The sequence below is a fragment of the Terriglobales bacterium genome (assembly GCA_035454605.1).
Lineage (GTDB): Bacteria > Acidobacteriota > Terriglobia > Terriglobales > Acidobacteriaceae > DATMAB01.
In genome coordinates, this window is sequence record DATIGQ010000203.1 from 15125 (window position 1) to 33943 (window position 18819).

Annotated in this window: 9 protein-coding genes; 3 read left to right on the forward strand and 6 right to left on the reverse strand. The window is 62.1% G+C overall.

Features of this window, described 5'->3' with window-relative positions; genetic code table 11:
- Nucleotides 1–5 precede the first annotated feature (5 nt).
- Nucleotides 6–545, reverse strand: a complete 540-nt coding sequence (locus VLE48_14215) for a cyclic nucleotide-binding domain-containing protein (GenBank protein HSA94163.1) — start codon at nt 543–545, stop codon at nt 6–8.
- A 465-nt stretch (nt 546–1010) separates the two neighbouring features.
- On the opposite strand from VLE48_14215, the gene glgB reads away from it, so the two are divergent.
- Nucleotides 1011–2939 (forward strand): 1,4-alpha-glucan branching protein GlgB, encoded by a 1929-nt coding sequence (gene glgB / locus VLE48_14220; GenBank protein HSA94164.1) that lies wholly within the window; start codon nt 1011–1013, stop codon nt 2937–2939.
- A 123-nt stretch (nt 2940–3062) separates the two neighbouring features.
- Here the strand turns inward: glgB and treS are convergent, their stop codons facing one another.
- The 5 genes from treS to treZ form a co-directional block, all read right to left on the reverse strand.
- On the reverse strand, nt 3063–6425 hold the full coding sequence (gene treS / locus VLE48_14225) for a maltose alpha-D-glucosyltransferase (GenBank protein ID HSA94165.1): 3363 nt from the start codon (nt 6423–6425) through the stop codon (nt 3063–3065).
- Between the two features lie 13 nt (nt 6426–6438).
- Nucleotides 6439–8469 carry an alpha-1,4-glucan--maltose-1-phosphate maltosyltransferase gene (locus VLE48_14230; protein ID HSA94166.1) on the reverse strand — a complete coding sequence of 677 codons (2031 nt, stop codon included), beginning with the start codon at nt 8467–8469 and terminating at the stop codon, nt 6439–6441.
- Nucleotides 8470–8589: 120 nt separating this feature from the next.
- On the reverse strand, nt 8590–11469 hold the full coding sequence (gene treY, locus VLE48_14235; GenBank protein HSA94167.1) for a malto-oligosyltrehalose synthase: 2880 nt from the start codon (nt 11467–11469) through the stop codon (nt 8590–8592).
- Nucleotides 11470–13893, reverse strand: coding sequence for a DUF3536 domain-containing protein (locus VLE48_14240; protein ID HSA94168.1), 2424 nt, complete (start codon nt 13891–13893; stop codon nt 11470–11472). It abuts the gene before it with no gap.
- 18 nt (nt 13894–13911) lie between these two features.
- The gene (treZ, locus tag VLE48_14245; protein HSA94169.1) at nt 13912–15771 is read right to left on the reverse strand and encodes a malto-oligosyltrehalose trehalohydrolase; all 1860 of its coding nucleotides are present in this window, start codon (nt 15769–15771) and stop codon (nt 13912–13914) included.
- 253 nt (nt 15772–16024) lie between these two features.
- Here treZ and VLE48_14250 point away from each other — a divergent pair, with 253 nt between their 5' ends.
- Both VLE48_14250 and VLE48_14255 read left to right on the forward strand, forming a co-directional pair.
- Complete coding sequence (locus VLE48_14250) at nt 16025–17293, forward strand: ATP-binding protein (protein HSA94170.1); 1269 nt, start codon at nt 16025–16027, stop codon at nt 17291–17293.
- Nucleotides 17290–18666, forward strand: coding sequence for a sigma-54 dependent transcriptional regulator (locus tag VLE48_14255; protein HSA94171.1), 1377 nt, complete (start codon nt 17290–17292; stop codon nt 18664–18666). The genes VLE48_14250 and VLE48_14255 overlap by 4 nt, the downstream gene beginning before the upstream one ends.
- Nucleotides 18667–18819: the final 153 nt, after the last annotated feature.

Consider the following 18819-nt stretch of genomic DNA (forward strand, 5'->3'; position numbering starts at 1 on the left):
GGGTGTCAGATGTCGCGCAGCCGCCGCTGCAGCCAGTCAAAACGCGCTCCCGCCAGGGTGAGCCTATCCAGGACCTCGGGGTCCATTTCGTCGGTTTCCACTTCCTCGGTACCGGGCGACGGTTCTTTCCCATAGCCCAGCTGCCCGATGGAGTGCCGCAACCGGTCAGCCAGGAACACCGCAATAGCCCGGTAGAACCGGGCGGCGAAGGGGAGATCGCTTTCCAGTTTGCCGGTGATTCCGGCCAGCGGTACGGCGAGTACATGGGAGGGCTCGAGCGCAGTCACGGACGCGGAGGGTGGCCGCGAATCCACGAACGACACCTCGCCGACCACTTCACCGCTCTTGAGCCGTGCGACCTCCCGCTGTGCCTCGCCTACAGAGACGGCAAACGAACCGTCCAGCACGATGAACATGTTTCCGATCGCCTTGCCTTCTTGGATCAGGACTTCGCTCGTCGTCAGCTCCCGCTTTGAGCCGTGGGCGATGAGCCAGTCAATGTCGCTGTCGTTGAGAATCCCAAGGAGAAAAAGCGCCTTGCGCATGCCGCCCTCCGAAAGCTCTAGGCCGGGCTCCTGCCCGCCCTTGGGGAATGAAACCTGCGCCGTCCAAATGAAATGATATGAGTTGACTTTCTAAGGGACGCCGATTATCCGTGCCAGTGTCGCGGGCAAGCCTACTATGTTCCGGTCCAGCTCTGCAAAAGGTGCAGAGTCTTCCGAGATACGGTCGAAGCCTCTCGCCGTAGATTTTCGTCCGCCAGTTACTGCAAAAGCGCGGCTGGACGCAGGTCCAACTCGCCGAGCACGTCGGCCTTGACCGTAACTATGTGGCGGATGTCGAACGCGGCAACCGCAACATCTCCCTCGTGAACCTTGAGCCCGACCCTGAGGACGTCGTAGAATCTAGGCGGGCCAAGCTCGTAGCCGATACACCAGTTTTGGGCCGGCCACGCTTCCATCGCGTTTGAAGAACAGCCGCTCTGTTTTTGTCATCTGGGTTTCCCATCCATGCCTGCGAAAACCGAGTTCGCGTTGCGCCATGACGTTTCCCTTCTGGGCGACGACGACCTCCACTTGTTCAACGAGGGCTCGCACACACGCCTCTACGAAAAACTGGGAGCCCACGTCATTCAGGCGGATGGAACTGCGGGCACCTGTTTTTCCGTGTGGGCGCCCAACGCCGAGCGCGTCTCCGTGCTCGGCACTTTCAACGGCTGGAACGCACAGGCCCACCCGTTGCATCAGCGTGGGCGGTCGGGCATCTGGGAAGGCTTCGTTGCGGGCGCGGGTAAAGGAGAGGTGTACAAGTTCCGCATTGTGTCCCGTAACGCTGGCTACTCGGTGAGCAAGGCGGACCCCTTCGCGGTCATGTCGGAGCTCCCCCCCAAGACCGCGTCGGTGGTATGGAATCTCGACTACCGCTGGGATGATAGCGATTGGATGAAGCAGCGCCATCGCAGCAACTCGCTGCAAAGTCCCGTCTCCATCTACGAAGTGCATCTTGGTTCATGGGCGCGCGTGCCTGAGGAGGGAAACCGCTCACTTTCCTATCGCGAGATAGCTCCGCGGCTGGCGAGTTATGTCGAGAACATGGGATTCACGCACGTTGAACTCATGCCGGTCATGGAGCATCCATTCTACGGATCCTGGGGCTACCAGGTGACCGGCTACTTCGCGCCTACCAGCCGCTATGGCACGCCCCAGGACTTCATGTACCTGGTGGACCATCTGCATCAGCGCGGCATCGCCGTGATCCTCGACTGGGTACCTGCGCACTTTCCTTCCGACGAGCACGGCCTCGCCTACTTCGACGGCACCCATCTTTACGAGCACGCCGACCCGCGACAGGGCTACCACCCTGATTGGGGCAGCTACATCTTCAATTACGACCGCCACGAAGTGCGCAGCTTCCTGCTGAGCAACGCCTTCTACTGGCTGGACCGGTATCACGCCGACGGCCTGCGCGTGGACGCGGTGGCTTCCATGCTCTACCTGGACTACTCGCGCAAGGCAGGCGAGTGGGTGACCAACCAATACGGCGGGCGTGAAAACCTGGGCGCCATTCAGTTCCTGCGCCGCTGCAACGAGGACGTGTATCGCGAGCATCCCGATGTTCAGGTCATCGCCGAAGAATCCACGTCGTGGCCCATGGTGTCACGGCCCATTTACGTCGGAGGACTGGGATTCGGACTCAAGTGGGACATGGGCTGGATGCACGACACCTTGCAGTACATGGCCTTCGACCCCATCCATCGCAAGTACCGCCACAGCCACCTCACTTTCCGCATGCTGTATGCCTTCACGGAAAACTTCGTTCTGCCGCTTTCTCACGACGAAGTGGTGCACGGCAAAGGTTCGCTGATCGCCAAGATGGCGGGTGACGATTGGCAGCGCTTCGCCAACCTGCGCCTGCTCTTCGCCTACATGTACTCTCAGCCGGGGAAGAAGCTGTTATTCATGGGCAGCGAGATTGCCCAGTGGCACGAATGGAACCATGACAGCAGCCTGGATTGGCACCTGACCGAGTACGGCAGCCATCGCGGCGTCCAAAAGCTGGTCGAGGACCTGAACCGCCTCTATCGCAGCGAGCTTGCGCTGCACGAACTGGACTGCGCTCCGAACGGCTTCGAATGGGTTGATGCCGGCGATTCGGACCAGTCGGTCCTCACTTACTTGCGGTGCGCACGTTCCGGGGAGCGTACCATCCTGGTGGCGCTCAATTTCACGCCCGTACCGCGCGTGGGCTATCGCATCGGCGTGCCCTTCAGCGGCTTCTGGAAAGAAGTGCTGAATACCGACGCTACCGCATACGCTGGCAGCGGATGGGGAAATTGGGGCGGCGTCACAGCGTCGGACGTCCCCTGCCACGGACGCCCGTTCTCGGTTGCGGTCAGCCTGCCTCCATTGGCCGCCGTACTCTTTCTGCACGAAGGGTAGAAGCTGCGGCTGGGCACCTCGCCCAGGAACAGAGGCGCCGGCAAAGACAATTTCCGCAGCACCGCACCACGGTTTGATCCTGTCCCGTGCCCCGGGAGGACGTCACGACTTGCAAAGGCCTTGCTATCTGGATTCCGAGCTGCCCTTGAGCAAATCGAGGACGCCGTGCACCGGAATCTGCAGCCAATCGGGTCGATTATTCAGCTCATATCCCAGCTCGTAGATGGCCTTTTCCAACAAGTAAGCCTCGAGCAGAAGCTGCAGTTCCCCTCGATTGCGGGGCATCCAGACTCCTTCGGCCGCGGTTTGCAGATAGGCGCGCAGGAAGACCGCTGAGCAATAGGCGTACCAATAGAACGCCCACGGTTCCAGCGCGGGAAGGTCCTCAGGGCGAACGGCGCGGCCCGCGCTCGGGCCCAGCAAGGCCGCGTACGCGGCGTAGTGAAATGAGCGCAGCATTCCGGCTACGTCCCGCAACGGTGAACGCTTGATCCGCCGCTCTCCAATGGAACGCGCAGGCTCACCCTCGAAATCGATGATCACAAAATCGTCGCCAGTGTGGAGCACCTGGCCGAGGTGGTAGTCGCCGTGAATGCGTGTGCGCATCGCGCTAATCTTCCCCTCGGTGATAGCGCGGAACTTCCCCAGAATCGCCGCCTCCTGCCCGACAACCGCCTGGGCGTCGGACCGCACCGCTTCCGGCAGTGTGGGAATGCGCTGGCGCAACATCTGGAACGAGTTGGATGCCAGGTTGCGCATCGATTGGTAGAGCGAACGCTGGTAGAAAGGAGTGAACGCTTCGGGCACGAAGGCGGAATCCTGCGAATCCGAAGCCAGGGCCAAGTGCATTTCGGCGGTGCGCTGGCCCAACAGCCGCGCCGACTCCAGGTAGGTTCCGATCAACGCTCCAGCCTGCTCGGGCAGATCCTGACTTGCCAGGGTGAGCGGCGAAACCGGGGTCATGGTTTCTGGCCGCGACTCGGTCGGCAGCGCCGTCACCCGCTCGTAGAAGCGCGAGAGCGCATCCAGACTGTACTGCCATGCATCTCCCTGGTTGACCACGAATCCTTGCAGGATTCCGAGCGTGATCGGAGCCGCCCCTTTGCGCTGGTACTCCAGGGCCCCAGCCACGGGAGCGATCTGTCGAAATCCAGTCTTTTCCGTAAGAAAAGCGCCGATTTCCAGGTCGGGGTTCACGCCGTCCTGCAACTTCCGGAAGACCTTCAAGATCATCCGATCGCCGAAGAGCACCGAGGAGTTGCTTTGCTCGGTTCGCAACAGCGAAGGAGGCAGGACATCAGAGGTCTCGCCCCGCAGGCTCCGGAAGGCGCGGGTCGGCCTGCCTACCACCTCACCCCCCTGACCGCGCAGCCGGCGTCGCCTGGCGATGGTTTCCAGCAAGGCCGCACAAAACCCTGGATCGCGCATGGCGCCGTAGATCACGCCCTTGCCGTCGGGTCCTGAGGTGCGGGCAACAATGGAGTGCGCGTGGCTCTCCTCGATTCGCTCCGCCTGCTCACCGGCAGCGAAGCTCAGGGGCACCGAGTAGTTCTCTGGATCCCCTTCCGTATACTCCACGTTCACGATGGCAATGTACGTCACACCTCCGTCATGCTGCAGCGGCACACCGTCGGCGACGGTGGCGGACTTAACGCGGCGGGCCTTGCTTCCGAACCAGCGCCGCGAGACCAGGAAGCGGGGCAGTGCCCGCTCCAGGGACCGGCTTCCGCCCTTGCGCAAAAGGTTCTGCCACCCTCCCGCGAAGGCCACCGTCGGCGCCGACGCAATCTCTCCGGTCACGCTCTCAACCTCAGCCACGCGCCGCGGCTCCAGCGCGAACCAGTGAAAAGCGTACCCTCCCAGAGTCAGCAGGTAGGGCAGCTCCCCGATGGGAGGAAACTCGGTGCGCCCGGAGAGCTCTACGGGCACCATGTCCTTATAGGCGGAAAGATCCAACTCGACGTATTGGGCGAACCGCGAAAGGTTGGCCACGACCAAGATGGTCTGTTCCTGGAACCTGCGGACGAAAGCCAGCACCCGGCGGTTCTCGGGCGAAAGAAACTCCAGCGTTCCCCAGCCGAACGCATGATGCTGCTTACGGAAGGCAATAAGGCGTTTCGTCCACCACAGGATGGAATGTGCGTTCTGCTGCGACGACTCGACGTTGGTTGATTCATAGTGGAAATCGGGGTCGATAATCAGCGGGAGGAACAGGCGCTGCGAGTTGGCGCGGGAAAAGCCCGCGTTCCGGTCCGGCGTCCACTGCATGGGCGTGCGCACCCCGTTGCGGTCGCCCAAGTAGATGTTGTCTCCCATGCCGATCTCATCACCGTAGTAGACCACCGGCGTTCCGGGCAGCGAAAACAGCAGACCGTTCATCAGTTCGATCTTGGCCCGGTTCCGCTCCAGCAGAGGCGCCAGTCGCCGCCGGATGCCCAGGTTGATTCGCGCCTGCGGATCGTTGGCATACACCCGGTACATGTAGTCGCGCTCTTCGTCTGTCACCATCTCCAGCGTCAATTCGTCGTGATTGCGAAGGAAGATGGCCCATTGGCAAAGCGGTGGAATGGAAGGTGTCTGCTGAAGAATGTCCAGAATCGGATAGCGGTCCTCCATGCGGATAGCCATGAACATGCGCGGCATCAGCGGGAAGTGGAACGCCATATGGCATTCATCACCTTCACCGAAGTAGGCCACCGCATCCTCCGGCCACTGGTTGGCCTCCGCGAGGAGCATTCGCCCCGGAAAATCCTTGTCCACGTGCGCGCGCAGTGCCTTCAAGAAGGCATGCGTCTCGGGCAGATTCTCGCAATTTGTTCCCTCGCGCTCGTAGAGGTACGGCACGGCATCCAAACGCATGCCGTCCACGCCCATCTCCAGCCAGAAGTCCACGACGTGGAACAAAGCGCGATGCACGGCCGGGTTGTCGAAGTTGAGATCGGGTTGGTGGCAATAGAAGCGGTGCCAGAAATAGGCCTTGGCGACCGGATCCCACGTCCAGTTGGAGGCTTCAAAATCCTTGAAAATAATGCGCGCGTCGCGGTAGCGGTCCGGGGTATCGCTCCAGACGTAGAAATTACGCCATACGCTTCCCTTGGGTTCACGCCGTGCGCGCTGAAACCACGCGTGCTGATCCGACGTGTGATTCAGGACGAGCTCGGTAATCACCCGCAGTCCACGTCGGTGAGCTTCCCGGAGGAGGTTGCGGAAGTCGAGCAACGTTCCATAGCTGGGGTGGACGCTGGTGTAGTCCGCAATGTCATATCCATCGTCACGCAGCGGCGACGGATAGAACGGCAGCACCCAGAGCGCGGTCACGCCCAGGTCCTGCAAGTAATCCAGCTTCTGGGTCAGTCCGCGGAGGTCGCCGATGCCGTCTCCGTCGCTGTCGTGAAAGGCACGGACGTGGAGCTGGTACACAACCGCATCCTTGTACCAGGTCGCTTCCCCTGGCTCCACGTTTGCGCTCTGTTTCCTTCGCGCCACTCCTGCTCCTTTTTCACATGAAGTAGTCGAAGTCCCGCTCGGTGCGCACGCGCCGCCGCACGCGGAAGATGTGTGCAGGAAGCTTGTGCGGATTCAGTTCGACATAATTCCGTGGACCGTTCCAGATGTAGCGTCCGTCGTCCAGCAGGTCGTGTACCTGGAAAGGCTGGTGCGCGTCGATTCCCAGTTGTTCCAACGGCAGTTCCAGCCAGCCGGATTGCGTATGGTGCGGATCCAGGTTCACGACCGCCAGGATGATATTGCTCAGGTCCTCGGTGGCCTTCGTATAAGCGATGATCTGCTCGTTGTCCACATGGTGAAACGTGAGTCCTTCGTTGCTGCGCAGCGCCGGGTTTTCCCGTCGCACCTGGTTCACGCGCGTGATGAGCGAACGGAGGCTGTCGACCCGCTCCCTATCCCACTCACGGATCTCGTACTTTTCCGCGTCCAGATACTCTTCACTACCCCAACGCAGGGGTCGGTTCTCGCACAGTTCGAACGCCGGACCATAGATCCCATAGCTCGCGCCCAACGTGGCCGCCAGCACCAGACGTGCCATGAAGGCTGGCCGACCTCCGGTCTGCAGGTACTCGGTGAGGATGTCGGGTGTATTCGGCCAGAAGCTCGGCCGGTAGTACTCCCGGACCTCGCTGCGCGTCAACTCCGTCAGGTACTCGGTTAGCTCCCACTTGCCGTTGCGCCACGCGAAGTACGTATAGGATTGGTTGAAGCCCAGCTTGGCCAGCCGGTACATCACCTCCGGCCGCGTGAACGCCTCCGCCAGAAAGATGGTTTCCGGGTGCTCCTGTCTGATCCCCGCGATCAGCCATTCCCAGAAAGAGAATGGCTTGGTGTGGGGATTGTCTACGCGGAAGATGCGAACGCCCTGTTCGATCCAGAAGTCCAAAACGCTGCGCAGCTCTTCCCACAGTTCCCGCCACCTCTCAGACTCGAAGTTGAGCGGATAGATGTCCTGGTACTTTTTCGGCGGATTCTCGGCGTACTGCACTGTCCCGTCGGGACGCAGAACGAACCACTCCGGGTGTTCTTTCACATAAGGATGGTCCGGGGTGCATTGAAAAGCGATGTCCAGTGCGATCTCCAGGCCGTGGGAACGAGCCGCAGCCACCAGGACGTGAAAGTCCTCCATCGTGCCCAACTGGGGATGGATCGTCTTGTGTCCTCCCTCCGCTCCGCCAATCGCCCACGGGCTTCCCAGGTCGCCCTGTGAGCCAACGGGATTGTTGTTCTTGCCCTTGCGGTTGGTGCTTCCGATAGGGTGGATGGGCGGAAGGTAAAGAACGTCAAAACCCATCTCCGCTACGTACGAAAGCATGCCAATGCAGTCGCGCAATGTGCCGTGGTGCCCGGGCGTGGGCGAGCAGGAGCGCGGAAACATCTCGTACCAGGCGCTGAAGCGGGCTTTCTCTCGGTCCACCACGACCCTCAGCTCACGTTCGTAGGTGGCGCCCAGGCCGCGGTCCGAGTACTTCTCCATCAGAGCCGCCAGGCTCGCCTCCAATGCCAGGGCCGCTGCGCCTGCAGCATCCGACTTCGCTTGCGAGCGCAACCTGGCAGCGACGCCCTGCAAATGCGCCGCGTCCTGACCCGTTGCCCGGTCAGCGGCCTTGGCCACCAGTTCCGCGCCGACCAACAGTTCCACGCCCAGGTCCTGCCCGGCATCGAGCTTCTTCCTGAGGTCGCGGCGCCAACTCTTGAAGCGGTCCACCCATGCCTGCACGGTGTAGGCGTACTCGCCCAGTTCCGTCACCTGGAAGCTCGACCGCCAGCGATCGTTGGCCAGTTCCTCCAGGGCGGCCTCACACCAGTCTTCGTCTTCGAGGTGACGGTAGCGGACCACGCCGGAGATCACGTCGTGGCCATCGGCAAAGATGCGTGCGCCTACGTCAACGCGCTCACCAACGCTACGTTTGATGGGAAAACGGCCACCGTCGATCTCCGGATCCACCTTCCCGATTACGACTCGCGAGGGCGGCGGAAGTACCGCCGGTTGGGAAGGGGCTCGCCCGGTGCTCTTCTTCATCCGCCTGACCTCCTGCGCTAGAGTGGCCCGCCACCCACGGTGCACGCAGGAGACTGCGGCCCAGTTCTTTATGATAAATGATGGCTCGCGTCTCTAAGACAGGAAATGAATCCCGCGCGATCAACTTTTGGCCACATTCTCCAGCAGCGCCACCGGAAAATCGCGGAACAGGCATGCCAGGGGCAGGCTGGCCTGGCCGTGCCGCACGACGTTTTCAACCTCTTCGCCCGTGAAGCTGTTGCGCCACCGCCGCGGTGCATTCCGTGGCAGTAGAAGCGCACCCTTTCCCCACGGCGCTGCCGAGACGTTCAGGCCCTTTCCAAAAGATGCCATCAGACGAGGTGACGCGGCTAGCACCCATCGGTTGCCGTGTCGACGGATGAGCGCACAGACGTGCCGGCTGGCCGCCGCGCTGGCCAAGAGCGGGATGTACCTGCCATTGTGAAAGAGCTGCGGTTGCTCCCGGCGTAAGCCCAGGGCGCGCCATAGGAGGAAGAGCTTGATACCTCCGTCGGTCCACTTGCGAAGCAGTTCCCGCACCAGCCTCCGTGGATCATCAGCGTGCCGTCGCTTGATCTCTTCCAGCATCCGCCTGCGCCGCTCAAAATCAACCTGACGGCGGTTGTCCGGATCCACCAGGTTCAGGTCCCAGAGTTCCGTCCCTTGGTAAAAGTCCGGCACGCCCGGCGAGACGATCTTCATCAGCGCTTGCCCGAGTCCGTTCAAGGCGCCAGCCGATGCTACCCGCTCTTGGAATCGCAGAAAATCGGGCAGGAAGCGGTCCCTTCCGTTGTTTTTCAAGATCCGCCGCACGAATCCTCGCAACGCCTCCTCGTGCGCGACGTTCGGATGAATCCAGCTGGTGTGCATCTTGGCCTCACGCGCAGCCTTGACCATGTACTCCTGCAGCCGCTCCTCAAATCCCCGCACTTCTGCTTTCGTGAACGGCCACGCCCCGAGCATCGTTTGGTACAGCAACACTTCCTCGGCCGGTCGAGGCACCGGCATACCCTCCACTTTGCGCCTGTGCTGGTGGTTCCACCGGGACCACCGCGCCAGCAGGCGCTTCCAGCGATTGGCCAGTTCGGAAAGCGTGTTGATCCGTGCCCGAACGTCTTCACCGCGCTTGGCGTCGTGCGTCGACGTGGCATTGAGAGTTTCCGGCCACTGCACCAGCCGCTGCTGGTTGAACCGGTGGAACGCCTCCAGTCCGAGCGGCAGAGCTTCGCGTAACGGGTCACCGCCCACGTCGTTCAGCGATACCAGGCTGTTGTGCACGTAGAAGGCCGTATCCTCCAATCCTTTCGCCATCACCGCACCCGTGAATTGCTGCCACTTCATCACAAAGCGCAGCCAGTCTTTCCTTTGGTCCTCAGCGTAGTACGGCGGCTCCAACCTCAGCACGCGTCGCAGAAATTCGAAGCTGGCCGGGCTCACAAGTTCTTCCGGAATACGGCGGCGAGCCACCGCCAGCGTGCTCTCCAGAAGGCTGCGGTCTCGCTCGTTCACTTCGAAACCTCGAATGTAGGTGCGGTACACCGGCAGGCAGGCGGTCACTTCGACCAGCGCGTGCATCAGTTCGTCCAGGCGCAGGTCGCGGGCTCGCCGGTCGCGCGCGGCTAGTTTGCCAAGTTGATGCCCGAGGGCCTGCACTTCGCCGGCAAATAGGCGCTCCATGACCAGTTTGTTGCGTGAATAGGTGATTTCCGCGAAGGGCGTCGAGCAACTCACGAACTTCGCATAACATGTCTCGAGCTGCGAAACCCCTTCCGCATCGAGAAAGAGCGCGTTCACACGATTCAGAAAGTCGTATCCCGTGGTGCCGTTCACCGGCCATTCGGGTGGCAGGACCTCGCCGCCACTCAGAACCTTCTCGACCACCGTGAACAGACGCTGGCCCCCACCCGCTGGAGTCGCTTCCCGAACGGCGGCGCTCAGACGGCGCAGATAGATCTGGGGATCGTAGAGGCCGTCCACGTGGTCTACTCTCAATCCCGTCACCTTCCCGGTCCGAACAAGGTCGAGAATGGCGGCGTGACGCGCCTCGAACACCCGTGAATCCTCCAGTCGCAGCCCCACCAGCCCGTTGATGTCGAAAAAGCGGCGGTAGTTGATCTCCTCGGCGGCAATTCGCCAGTCCGCCAGCCGGTACGCTTGCTCCCCCAGGAGACGGTCCAACGCGTCGAAGCTGCGCTCATCCCCGCACACGCCGTTATATCGGAGCAGGATGCTGTCCAGCGCCCGGCGCGCCTCGTTCTCCCGCGTGTACAACCGCCACAACTCTTCCTTCACCTGTTTGCTGGCGGCGCGGCGCTGGCGCAACGCCTCAGCCTCTCTTGCCGTGCGCGGCGGCATGGCCTCGCACCTGGCCGCCAAGTCCTCGAGCCGGCTAGCCAGTTCCGAAGCCGCCGATTCGCGCAGCGCGCTAGCGCTCTCCCGCAGCAACCGTCCGTACGACTTCGCATCCAGGGGCAGCCGCTCCCCCCCGTACGTGACCAGCAGGCCACTCTCTTCCAGTCGCAGTTGCAGCTCCCCCCGGACGAGGGCGTTGCCGTACAAGTCTCCCAGCACCGGCAGCAACACCCGGTTCTCCTGCAAATAGGCAGCTTTGGTTGTGGCCGGGTGCCAGTCAATGTCGAAATAGGCTGCATACGGGGAGCCGGGACCATGCTCCAGGACGTCCCGCCACCATGGATTTTCCCAACTGGCCGCCATGTGGTTGGGCACAATGTCGAGCAACATTCCCATGCGGTAGGACTTTAGTCTTTCCGCAAGATCGTCAAACTCTTGCTCCGTCCCCAGCTCCGAGTTCACCCGCCACGGGTCAGCAACTTCATAGCCGTGCGAGCTGCCCTTGCGCGCCTGGAACCGGGGCGAGGCATACAAATCGCTGATCCCAAGTTCGTGCAGGTAAGGGACCAACGCGCGCGCATCCGCAAAGCGGAAGCCCAAGTTGAGCTGCACGCGGTAGGTCGCGACTGGAATGTGAAAGCTGGGCATCTAGTCCACGCGAATGCGCAGTCGCTCCCCCAAGCCGCGGAAGCGTTCCACCCAGGGACGCGCGTCCTCGTCGCCTGCTTCGGCCCTGTCTCGAAGCGTGGGGTATGTTTCCCTCATCACTTCGTAGTAAAGGTTCTGCGCCAGCCACAGGTTGACCTCAAAGGGCAGTGATTGAGCCAGGTCAACCGCGTCGTCCAGCGCCGCCAGACGTTCGACCTCCTGGGGTTGCTCGCGGAAGCGCCTCGCAATCGCTTCAAGATTTCGTCGCAGCGCGAATTCCAGCGCTGCTGAGTGCAGCGGGATACCTGTCCGGCGGACCGCATCCAGCAATGCCTGGACGTGGGCGCGGTCTAGCCTCTCCCTGCTCAGCGCCGATTCCAGGTCCGCGTTCAGCGTGAACTCACCCGCCAGAGCGAACCGGCGTGGCTGGGCCATACCGAGGGTGGAAACGAACGCCATCAGCGAAGCATAGTTCTCATAGACGTGGCGGTATGCAGCCTCGGCGTCGCGCAGCCCATGCCCCAGGATGATGCGCAGGATCTTGTGTTGCTCGTCGCGAAACAGCAATTTCAGGGTGTATGTCCCCAGCCCGAAACTCCGGTCCACGATTCGACTCACTTCCTGCACTTCCCCATGCTCGAACGCCTCCACCGCCCCGTCCACCAGTTCTCGGTAGGCCTCCTCGCCCCGGTAGCCGCGCACTCCTCCGCTCACATTCTGATCGCCCAGGTGCAGCACCCCGAAAGTGAGGTCCTCCGCCTCCCAATGGATTTCGGACGTGACACGTGCACGGCCCAATGCCAAGCGCGTCTTGCCCGCCGTAAACAGTCGGTAGTCCTGTCGCTCCACGGCGTAGCAGTAGGTTCGGGTGCTCTCTCCGTAGTTCTCGAAGAGTGAGCTCACCGCGTAGTGAGCCCCCACCTTCTGAAGGTCAACGATGGCCGGCTTCACCCACTTCTCGTAGACCTGGCGGCCGTCTCCGTGCTCCGAAAGGTTGGACTTCGCGCATTCCAAACGCCGCAGAAACTGCTCTTCCACGTGGTCACCGAATAGTTCTTCCGCCAGCTGCACCGCCCGCCCTGCGTACTGCATCACCTGGACCGTCTCGATTCCGGAGAGCTCGTCGAAGAACCAGCCGCAGCTCGTGTACATCAGCATGGCGTGCCGCTGCAGCTCCAGGAGCTTGAGCGCACGGGTCTTCTGCTCCGGTGTCAGCTCCCGCGTACTATGCCGCGCGAGAAATTGCGCCGTGTTCTCGCGCGACCGATCGAGCAGCACTTCGATGTAGCCGTCGCGCGCCGCCCACGGGTCGCGAAGCAGGTTCCTCGCCGCCTCTTCGAACGGTTCAGCCAGCTCGTCCCGCAACCAGTCCAGCGCCGCGCGCAGCGGCGCCCGCCACTGTTGGTTCCATCCCGTGCGACCGGAGTTGCAGCCGCAGTCGCTGCGCCACCGTTCCACACCATGCGCGCAACTCCACGAGCTGTTCTCGAAGATCTGAGCTTCGTGGGTTGGAGGATGCCGTTCCAAGAACTCGCTGTAGTTGGTCAATCGTGCCTGGCCGCTGGTCTCGACCGAGTGCAAGGCATACGCCAGCGCCATGTCTCCGTGAGGGTGGTGGTGCCCATAGGTTTCGCCGTCCGTGGCGATGTGTACCAACTGCGGCGACGTGCGTTCGTCGGAAAATGCTGCCAACAGCCGCCATGCCAGGTTCTCTCCCTTGCTCAACAATTTCTCAAATGCCACCGCGCGGGAGATCGGGCCGTCGTAGAAGAAAACTGCAATGGAGCGGCCGGAACTGAGTAAGACCCGATAGGCGTGAGAAGGGTCCACCGACCCCTGGCCGACCTCCTGCCAGATGTCGGTTCCCAGAGGGCGGACACGTTGTGCTTGATGCGGTGAAAGGACCGTGAAGGCGATTCCCTGTTCGGCCAGCAAATCCAGTGTCTCCAGATCCACGGCCGTCTCGGGTAGCCACATGCCCTCGGGCTCCCGGCCAAATCGCCGCCGGAAATCGGCCAGGCCCCACCGAATCTGCGTCTGCCGGTCTCGCCGGTTGGCCAGCGGCAGGATCATGTGGTTGTAGGGCTGCGCCATTGCCGAGCCGTGGCCGCCAAAATGTCGCTGGCTCTCGGCATCCGCCGTTAGGATGCGCTGGTACACCTCCGGAGCCTTCTCCTCCATCCACGAGAGCAGCGTAGGCCCAACGTTGAAGCTGATACGGGAATAGTTGTTGACGATCTCGACGATCCGCTGCTCGCCATCCAGGATGCGTGAGACTGCACAGGGCGCGTAGGCTTCCGCCGTGATCCGCTCGTTCCAGTCGTGATACGGATATGCCGAATCCTGGATCTCGATCGCCTCCAGCCACGGGTTCTCCCGCGGAGGCTGATAGAAATGGCCGTGGATGCAGATGTAGCGTTCCATGATGTAGGGCTGTTTACTTCAAACGCGCGCAAAGAGGACGAACGCTTTGGGACCGATTGGCAGGACCACGTCTCCGGAAACCCGTTCCGGAATGCGGCTGCCGGGTCCCATCCACCGGGCGTCGGAGGAATCCAGTACTCTCACCCATTCCCCGCCCGGAAACCCCGCCTTCACTGTACCTGCTGCGTCTGCAAAATGGAACACCGCCAGCGCTTCGCTTTTCCCATGCCAGCGGCGCACGGCCAGCGTGTGCTCGGCTTCGTGAACGTGCACTTCCATCTCTTCCTTGCTGCCGCACGCCAGCGCGGGCAGCGAGCGCCGCAATCCCAGCAGCTCGCGATACAGCTCTGCCAGCGCCGCATGATGTCCCGCGTCGCGCAGCTCCCACCGCAGCCGCGAACGCTCGAACGTAGCCGGGTCCTGCGGATCGGGGACGCCGCCTTGCCAGCCGAAGGCGGCGAATTCCTCCCGTCGCCCGTTGCGAACCGCCTCAATGAGCCGAGTGTCACTGTGGCTCACGAAATATTGGAATGGCGCGGGTTCTCCATATTCTTCGCCCATGAACAACAGCGGCAAGTACGGAGACAGCAGAACGAGTCCGGCCGCCAGCTTGAGAGCGTCCAAGCTAACCAGCGAACTCAGCCGCTCGCCCAGCATTCGGTTCCCGACCTGATCGTGGTTTTGCGTGAACACCACCATGCGACGCGCGGGCACGTGCGCCGACGAAGATCCGTGTCGTCTCCTCCGGTATTCCGAATACTGCCCCGTGTATACGAACCCTTGCCGGAAGGCGGCCGCCATCTGTTCCGTTCGCCCGAAATCGCAGTAATAACCCTTACGCTCACCGGTGAGCAGGGCGTGCAGCGAATGGTGGAAATCGTCGTTCCACAGCGCGTCCAGGCCCAGGCCGTTTCGTTCCCGGGCCTCCACCAGGCGGGGGTCGTTGCGGTCGCTTTCCGCCATCAAATACACCTGACGGCCCAACTGCCGACCGCACTCGTGCACCCTTTTCCCCAGCTCCTCGAGAAAAGGCCGCGCTGACGGATCCACGATGGCGTGCACGGCATCCAGCCGTAGCGCATCGACGTGACATTCTTCGATCCAATACAGCGCGTTTTCGATGAAGAAGCGTCGTACTTCATCGCTGCCCGGCCCGTCAAAGTTGATGGCCGGCCCCCAAGGCGTGCGGTACCGATCGGTGAAGTACGGCCCAAAATCCGCCAGGTAATTGCCTTCCGGTCCTAGATGGTTGTAGACCACGTCCAGCACCACGGCCATCTTCCTTGTGTGGCATGCATCCACCAGGCGCCGCAGGCCCTCCGGCCCTCCATAGGAATTCTGCGCCGCAAACGGATAGGCGCCGTCGTACCCCCAGTTCCGCTCTCCGGGAAACTGCGCCACCGGCATCAATTCCAGCGCCGTGATGCCCAAATCGCGCAGAGCGTCCAGCCGCGGAACCATGGCATCGAAGGTTCCGGCAGACGTGAACGTGCCGACGTGCGCTTCGTACAGCACGTATTCCTCCAGCGCGTGACCCTTCCAGTCCAAGTCGCTCCACGCGAAGCCTGTTTCCGCCACTTGGGACGGCCCATGCACGCCCTCCGGCTGAAACCGCGACGCCGGATCGGGACGGTCCAAGCCTCCCTCCAGGCGGTACATGTACCGGGATCCCGGCCCCAGCACACCACTCCCTAGCTCGAGATGCCAGTAGCCCGCGCCAGTGCTTTCCATAGGCACGAGCCGTTTCTCCGGCTGCTTACCGTCAGGCACGAGGTGGAGCTCAACCCGCCGAGCCGCTGGCGCCCACACTACGAACCGGCATCTTCCTTCTGGCAGTGTTGTGGCTCCCAACTTCATCGGCCCACCAGCTTCGCGCATGCTGCTTGACGTATCCGTGCCCACGTCGACCTCTCCCGGTTCCACGCCCGCGTATCACAGGTCCCTGTGATTCTAGTCACTGCGGTGGGAGGGTAAAGCGGACGTAAATGAGGTTAAGCGAGGACCGGGTGAGGTTTGCATGCAACTTTCCATGATTTCAATCACTTAGCCTAAACGTTCGATCCGCTCGGTCCTTGGGGTGTCGTTGCCCATGAAGCAGCACGGAGATCATCGGTGGTTCTGGGCGACCTTGATGCTGTCCAGTATCAGCATCGTGGCGGTGGTGTTTGCCGGCTGGGAACTGCTGGATAACCACTTTTTCCGCGATGTCGACTACCTGACCCTGCACTACCTCTACATTACTCGCGGGATCGTTTCCTCCCTCTTGTTGGCAATCTGGGCGGCCTGGTTCGTGCTGCGCCAGCGGCGGCAAAGCGAGGACGAACTGCGTCGTTCGCGCGAACATTACCGCGGGCTGTTGGAGGCCTCACCCGGCGCCGTCGCACTCTACGACGCGGAGCTGCGCGTGGTGGAATGGAATGCCGCGGCGGCGAACCTGTACGGATACTCGAAGGCTGAAGTGTTGGGAGAAAGCCTGCCGACGATTTGCCCGGAAAAGCGCGAAGAACACCAGAGATGGTTGCAGCGGGTACAGAGTGGGGAGTCGCCTCTGGAACTGGAAACCATCCGCCGTGCAAAGGACGGAGTGCTCATACCGGTGGAACTCATGTTGCTGGCGTATCGGGAAGGCGAGAGGCAGGACTGTTTCCTGGAGGTAACGGAAGACATCCGGGAACGCGTGCGTATGCGAGAGAAGCTGATCGAGTTCGAGCGCTTGACCAGCATGGGACGGATTGCCGCCGGTACCGCCCATCACCTGAACTCTCCCCTGGCGGCCATGCTGTTGCGAGTGCAGATGATGCGGGAGCGCCGGCACCAGGACGGATGCGGCGCCGATCTGGGCGGTTTGGAGGAAGGCCTGAAGTTCTGCCAGCAGTTCGTGCGCCGGCTGCTGGATTTCAGCCGGCGAGCACCGGCGGAGAAGCAGCCCCAGGAAGTCTGCCAGACCCTGGAATCCATCGTGAACTTCCTAGGACCCGCGTTCCTGACCAAGGGCGCCCGAGTCAAGCTGGAGAGGGGAAACGTGGACGGTGGCTGTGTGCTGGCTGACCCGAACCAGTTGGAAACAGTTTTCCTGATCCTATTGACCAACGCCCTGGACGCGCTGGGACCGAAGGGCACGATCGAGATTCGTTGCCAACGGCTTGGCGAAGATGGCATCGAAATCCGACTTAGCGATGACGGCAGCGGCATCGCGCCGACGGACCTGTCGCGCGTATTCGAGCCGTTTTTCACCACCAAGCCTCCCGGCAAGGGTACGGGACTGGGCCTGGCAATCGCCCGCAACATCATTGAGGATCATGGGGGCTCCATCCACCTCGACAGCAGGCTGGGACAGGGGACGACCGCGAGGATCGAACTTCCGCTCCGCGTGCCCGCTTTGCAGCAGGTGCCGTTGTGAATTGCCCCGAATCAAAGCCGTGCAGCATCCTGGTAGTCGATGACGACGCCAACCTGGCTCGCACTCTGGGAGACTTCCTGAGTGAAGAGGGGTATAGCGTGGAAGTGGCCTTTTCGGCCGCGGAAGCGCTGGCTCTGCAGGAACGCAACCCGCAGATTTGCGCAGCGATGGTGGATCTGGTGATGCCGTTGGCGGACGGGTTGGAGCTGATGACCCGGCTGCATCAGCGCGATCCCGATCTGGCCGTAATCATCATGACGGGCTACGGCACGATCGAGACCGCCGTCGACGCCATCAAGCGGGGCGCCGAAGACTACATCACCAAGCCCTTCGATCGCCAAGCGGTGCGTACCAAGGTGGGGCGGTTGATGGAACTTTTCGAGCTGCGGGAGCGTGTCGCGCGGCTGGAGGCTGGACTGCGCACCTCTTGCCCTCCGTTCGAAGCGTTCGTGTTCGTTTCCCTGCCCATGCAGAAGGTGATCGAACGCGCGCGCGCGGCGGCGGCGACCAATGCCGCCGTGTTGATTGTGGGAGAGACCGGGACCGGCAAGGAAATGCTGGCGCGAGCCATCCACGGTGCAAGTCGTCGCGTAGCCGGGCCGTTCATCCCGGTCAATTGCGGCGCGCTTCCCCACGAACTGGTGGAGAGCGAATTGTTCGGTTTCCGTCGGGGCGCATTCACCGGAGCCTATGCCGACACGCCGGGGGTGTTTGCGGCCGCCAGCGGCGGCACTGTGTTCCTGGACGAGATCGGGGAGATGCCCAAGGATGTTCAGGTAAAGCTCCTGCGCATCCTGCAAGAGGGCGAACTACGCCCGGTGGGAAGTCCGAAACCACTCCAGGTGGACGTACGAGTTGTCGCGGCAACCAACCGGTCCCTGGCGGCGCTGCGCAGCGAGTGCCTGCGAGAAGACCTCTATTTCCGCATTGCCACCGTGGTCATCGAGATTCCTGCGCTGCGCACCCGCATGGAAGACGTCATCGCGCTCGCGCACCACATCACCCGGCGCCTGAGCACACGCTACGGCAGGGAGATCACGCTGGCGCGGGCCGCCATGGATCTCCTGCTCGGCTATTCCTTTCCCGGCAACGTCCGCGAACTGGAGAACGTGCTGGAGAGCGCCGCTGCGCTCTCTTCCGAAGATCCTCAAACCATCGGGGAAAAGGACCTGCGGCCTCTCCTCCAGCAGGGCGCCGCCTCTGAGTTGAAAATAGCAGCGGACAACGTGCTCTCCCTGGACCACATGGAGAGGGCAGCTATCGAGCAAGCCCTGCGCGTCTGCGGCGGGAACCGCACCCGAGCCGCCTCGCTATTGGGCATCTCGCGGGACACCCTCCACCGCAAGCTACGCGAGTTCAAAGCGGGGGCGTAGTCCTTCTCAGTTGTCCGATTTTCTGACTGCGTCCGATTCTGCCACTAGCCAGCTCCTCCGCAGCCAGTGGGATGTTCACCGGGCACAGGATGCGCAACCCTCACATCCCCTTTCGCTTGAAGGTAATCGGAAGCGAGGAAATACGCGATGCCC

What these genes read in the sequence shown, in the direction of transcription:
- VLE48_14215 (HSA94163.1), bottom strand. Translation starts at nt 545, where the DNA reads ATGCGCAAGGCGCTTTTTCTCCTTGGGATTCTCAACGACAGCGACATT.
- glgB (HSA94164.1), top strand. Translation starts at nt 1,011, where the DNA reads ATGCCTGCGAAAACCGAGTTCGCGTTGCGCCATGACGTTTCCCTTCTG.
- VLE48_14230 (HSA94166.1), bottom strand. Translation starts at nt 8,469, where the DNA reads ATGAAGAAGAGCACCGGGCGAGCCCCTTCCCAACCGGCGGTACTTCCG.
- treY (HSA94167.1), bottom strand. Translation starts at nt 11,469, where the DNA reads ATGCCCAGCTTTCACATTCCAGTCGCGACCTACCGCGTGCAGCTCAAC.
- VLE48_14240 (HSA94168.1), bottom strand. Translation starts at nt 13,893, where the DNA reads ATGGAACGCTACATCTGCATCCACGGCCATTTCTATCAGCCTCCGCGG.
- treZ (HSA94169.1), bottom strand. Translation starts at nt 15,771, where the DNA reads ATGCGCGAAGCTGGTGGGCCGATGAAGTTGGGAGCCACAACACTGCCA.
- VLE48_14250 (HSA94170.1), top strand. Translation starts at nt 16,025, where the DNA reads ATGCTGTCCAGTATCAGCATCGTGGCGGTGGTGTTTGCCGGCTGGGAA.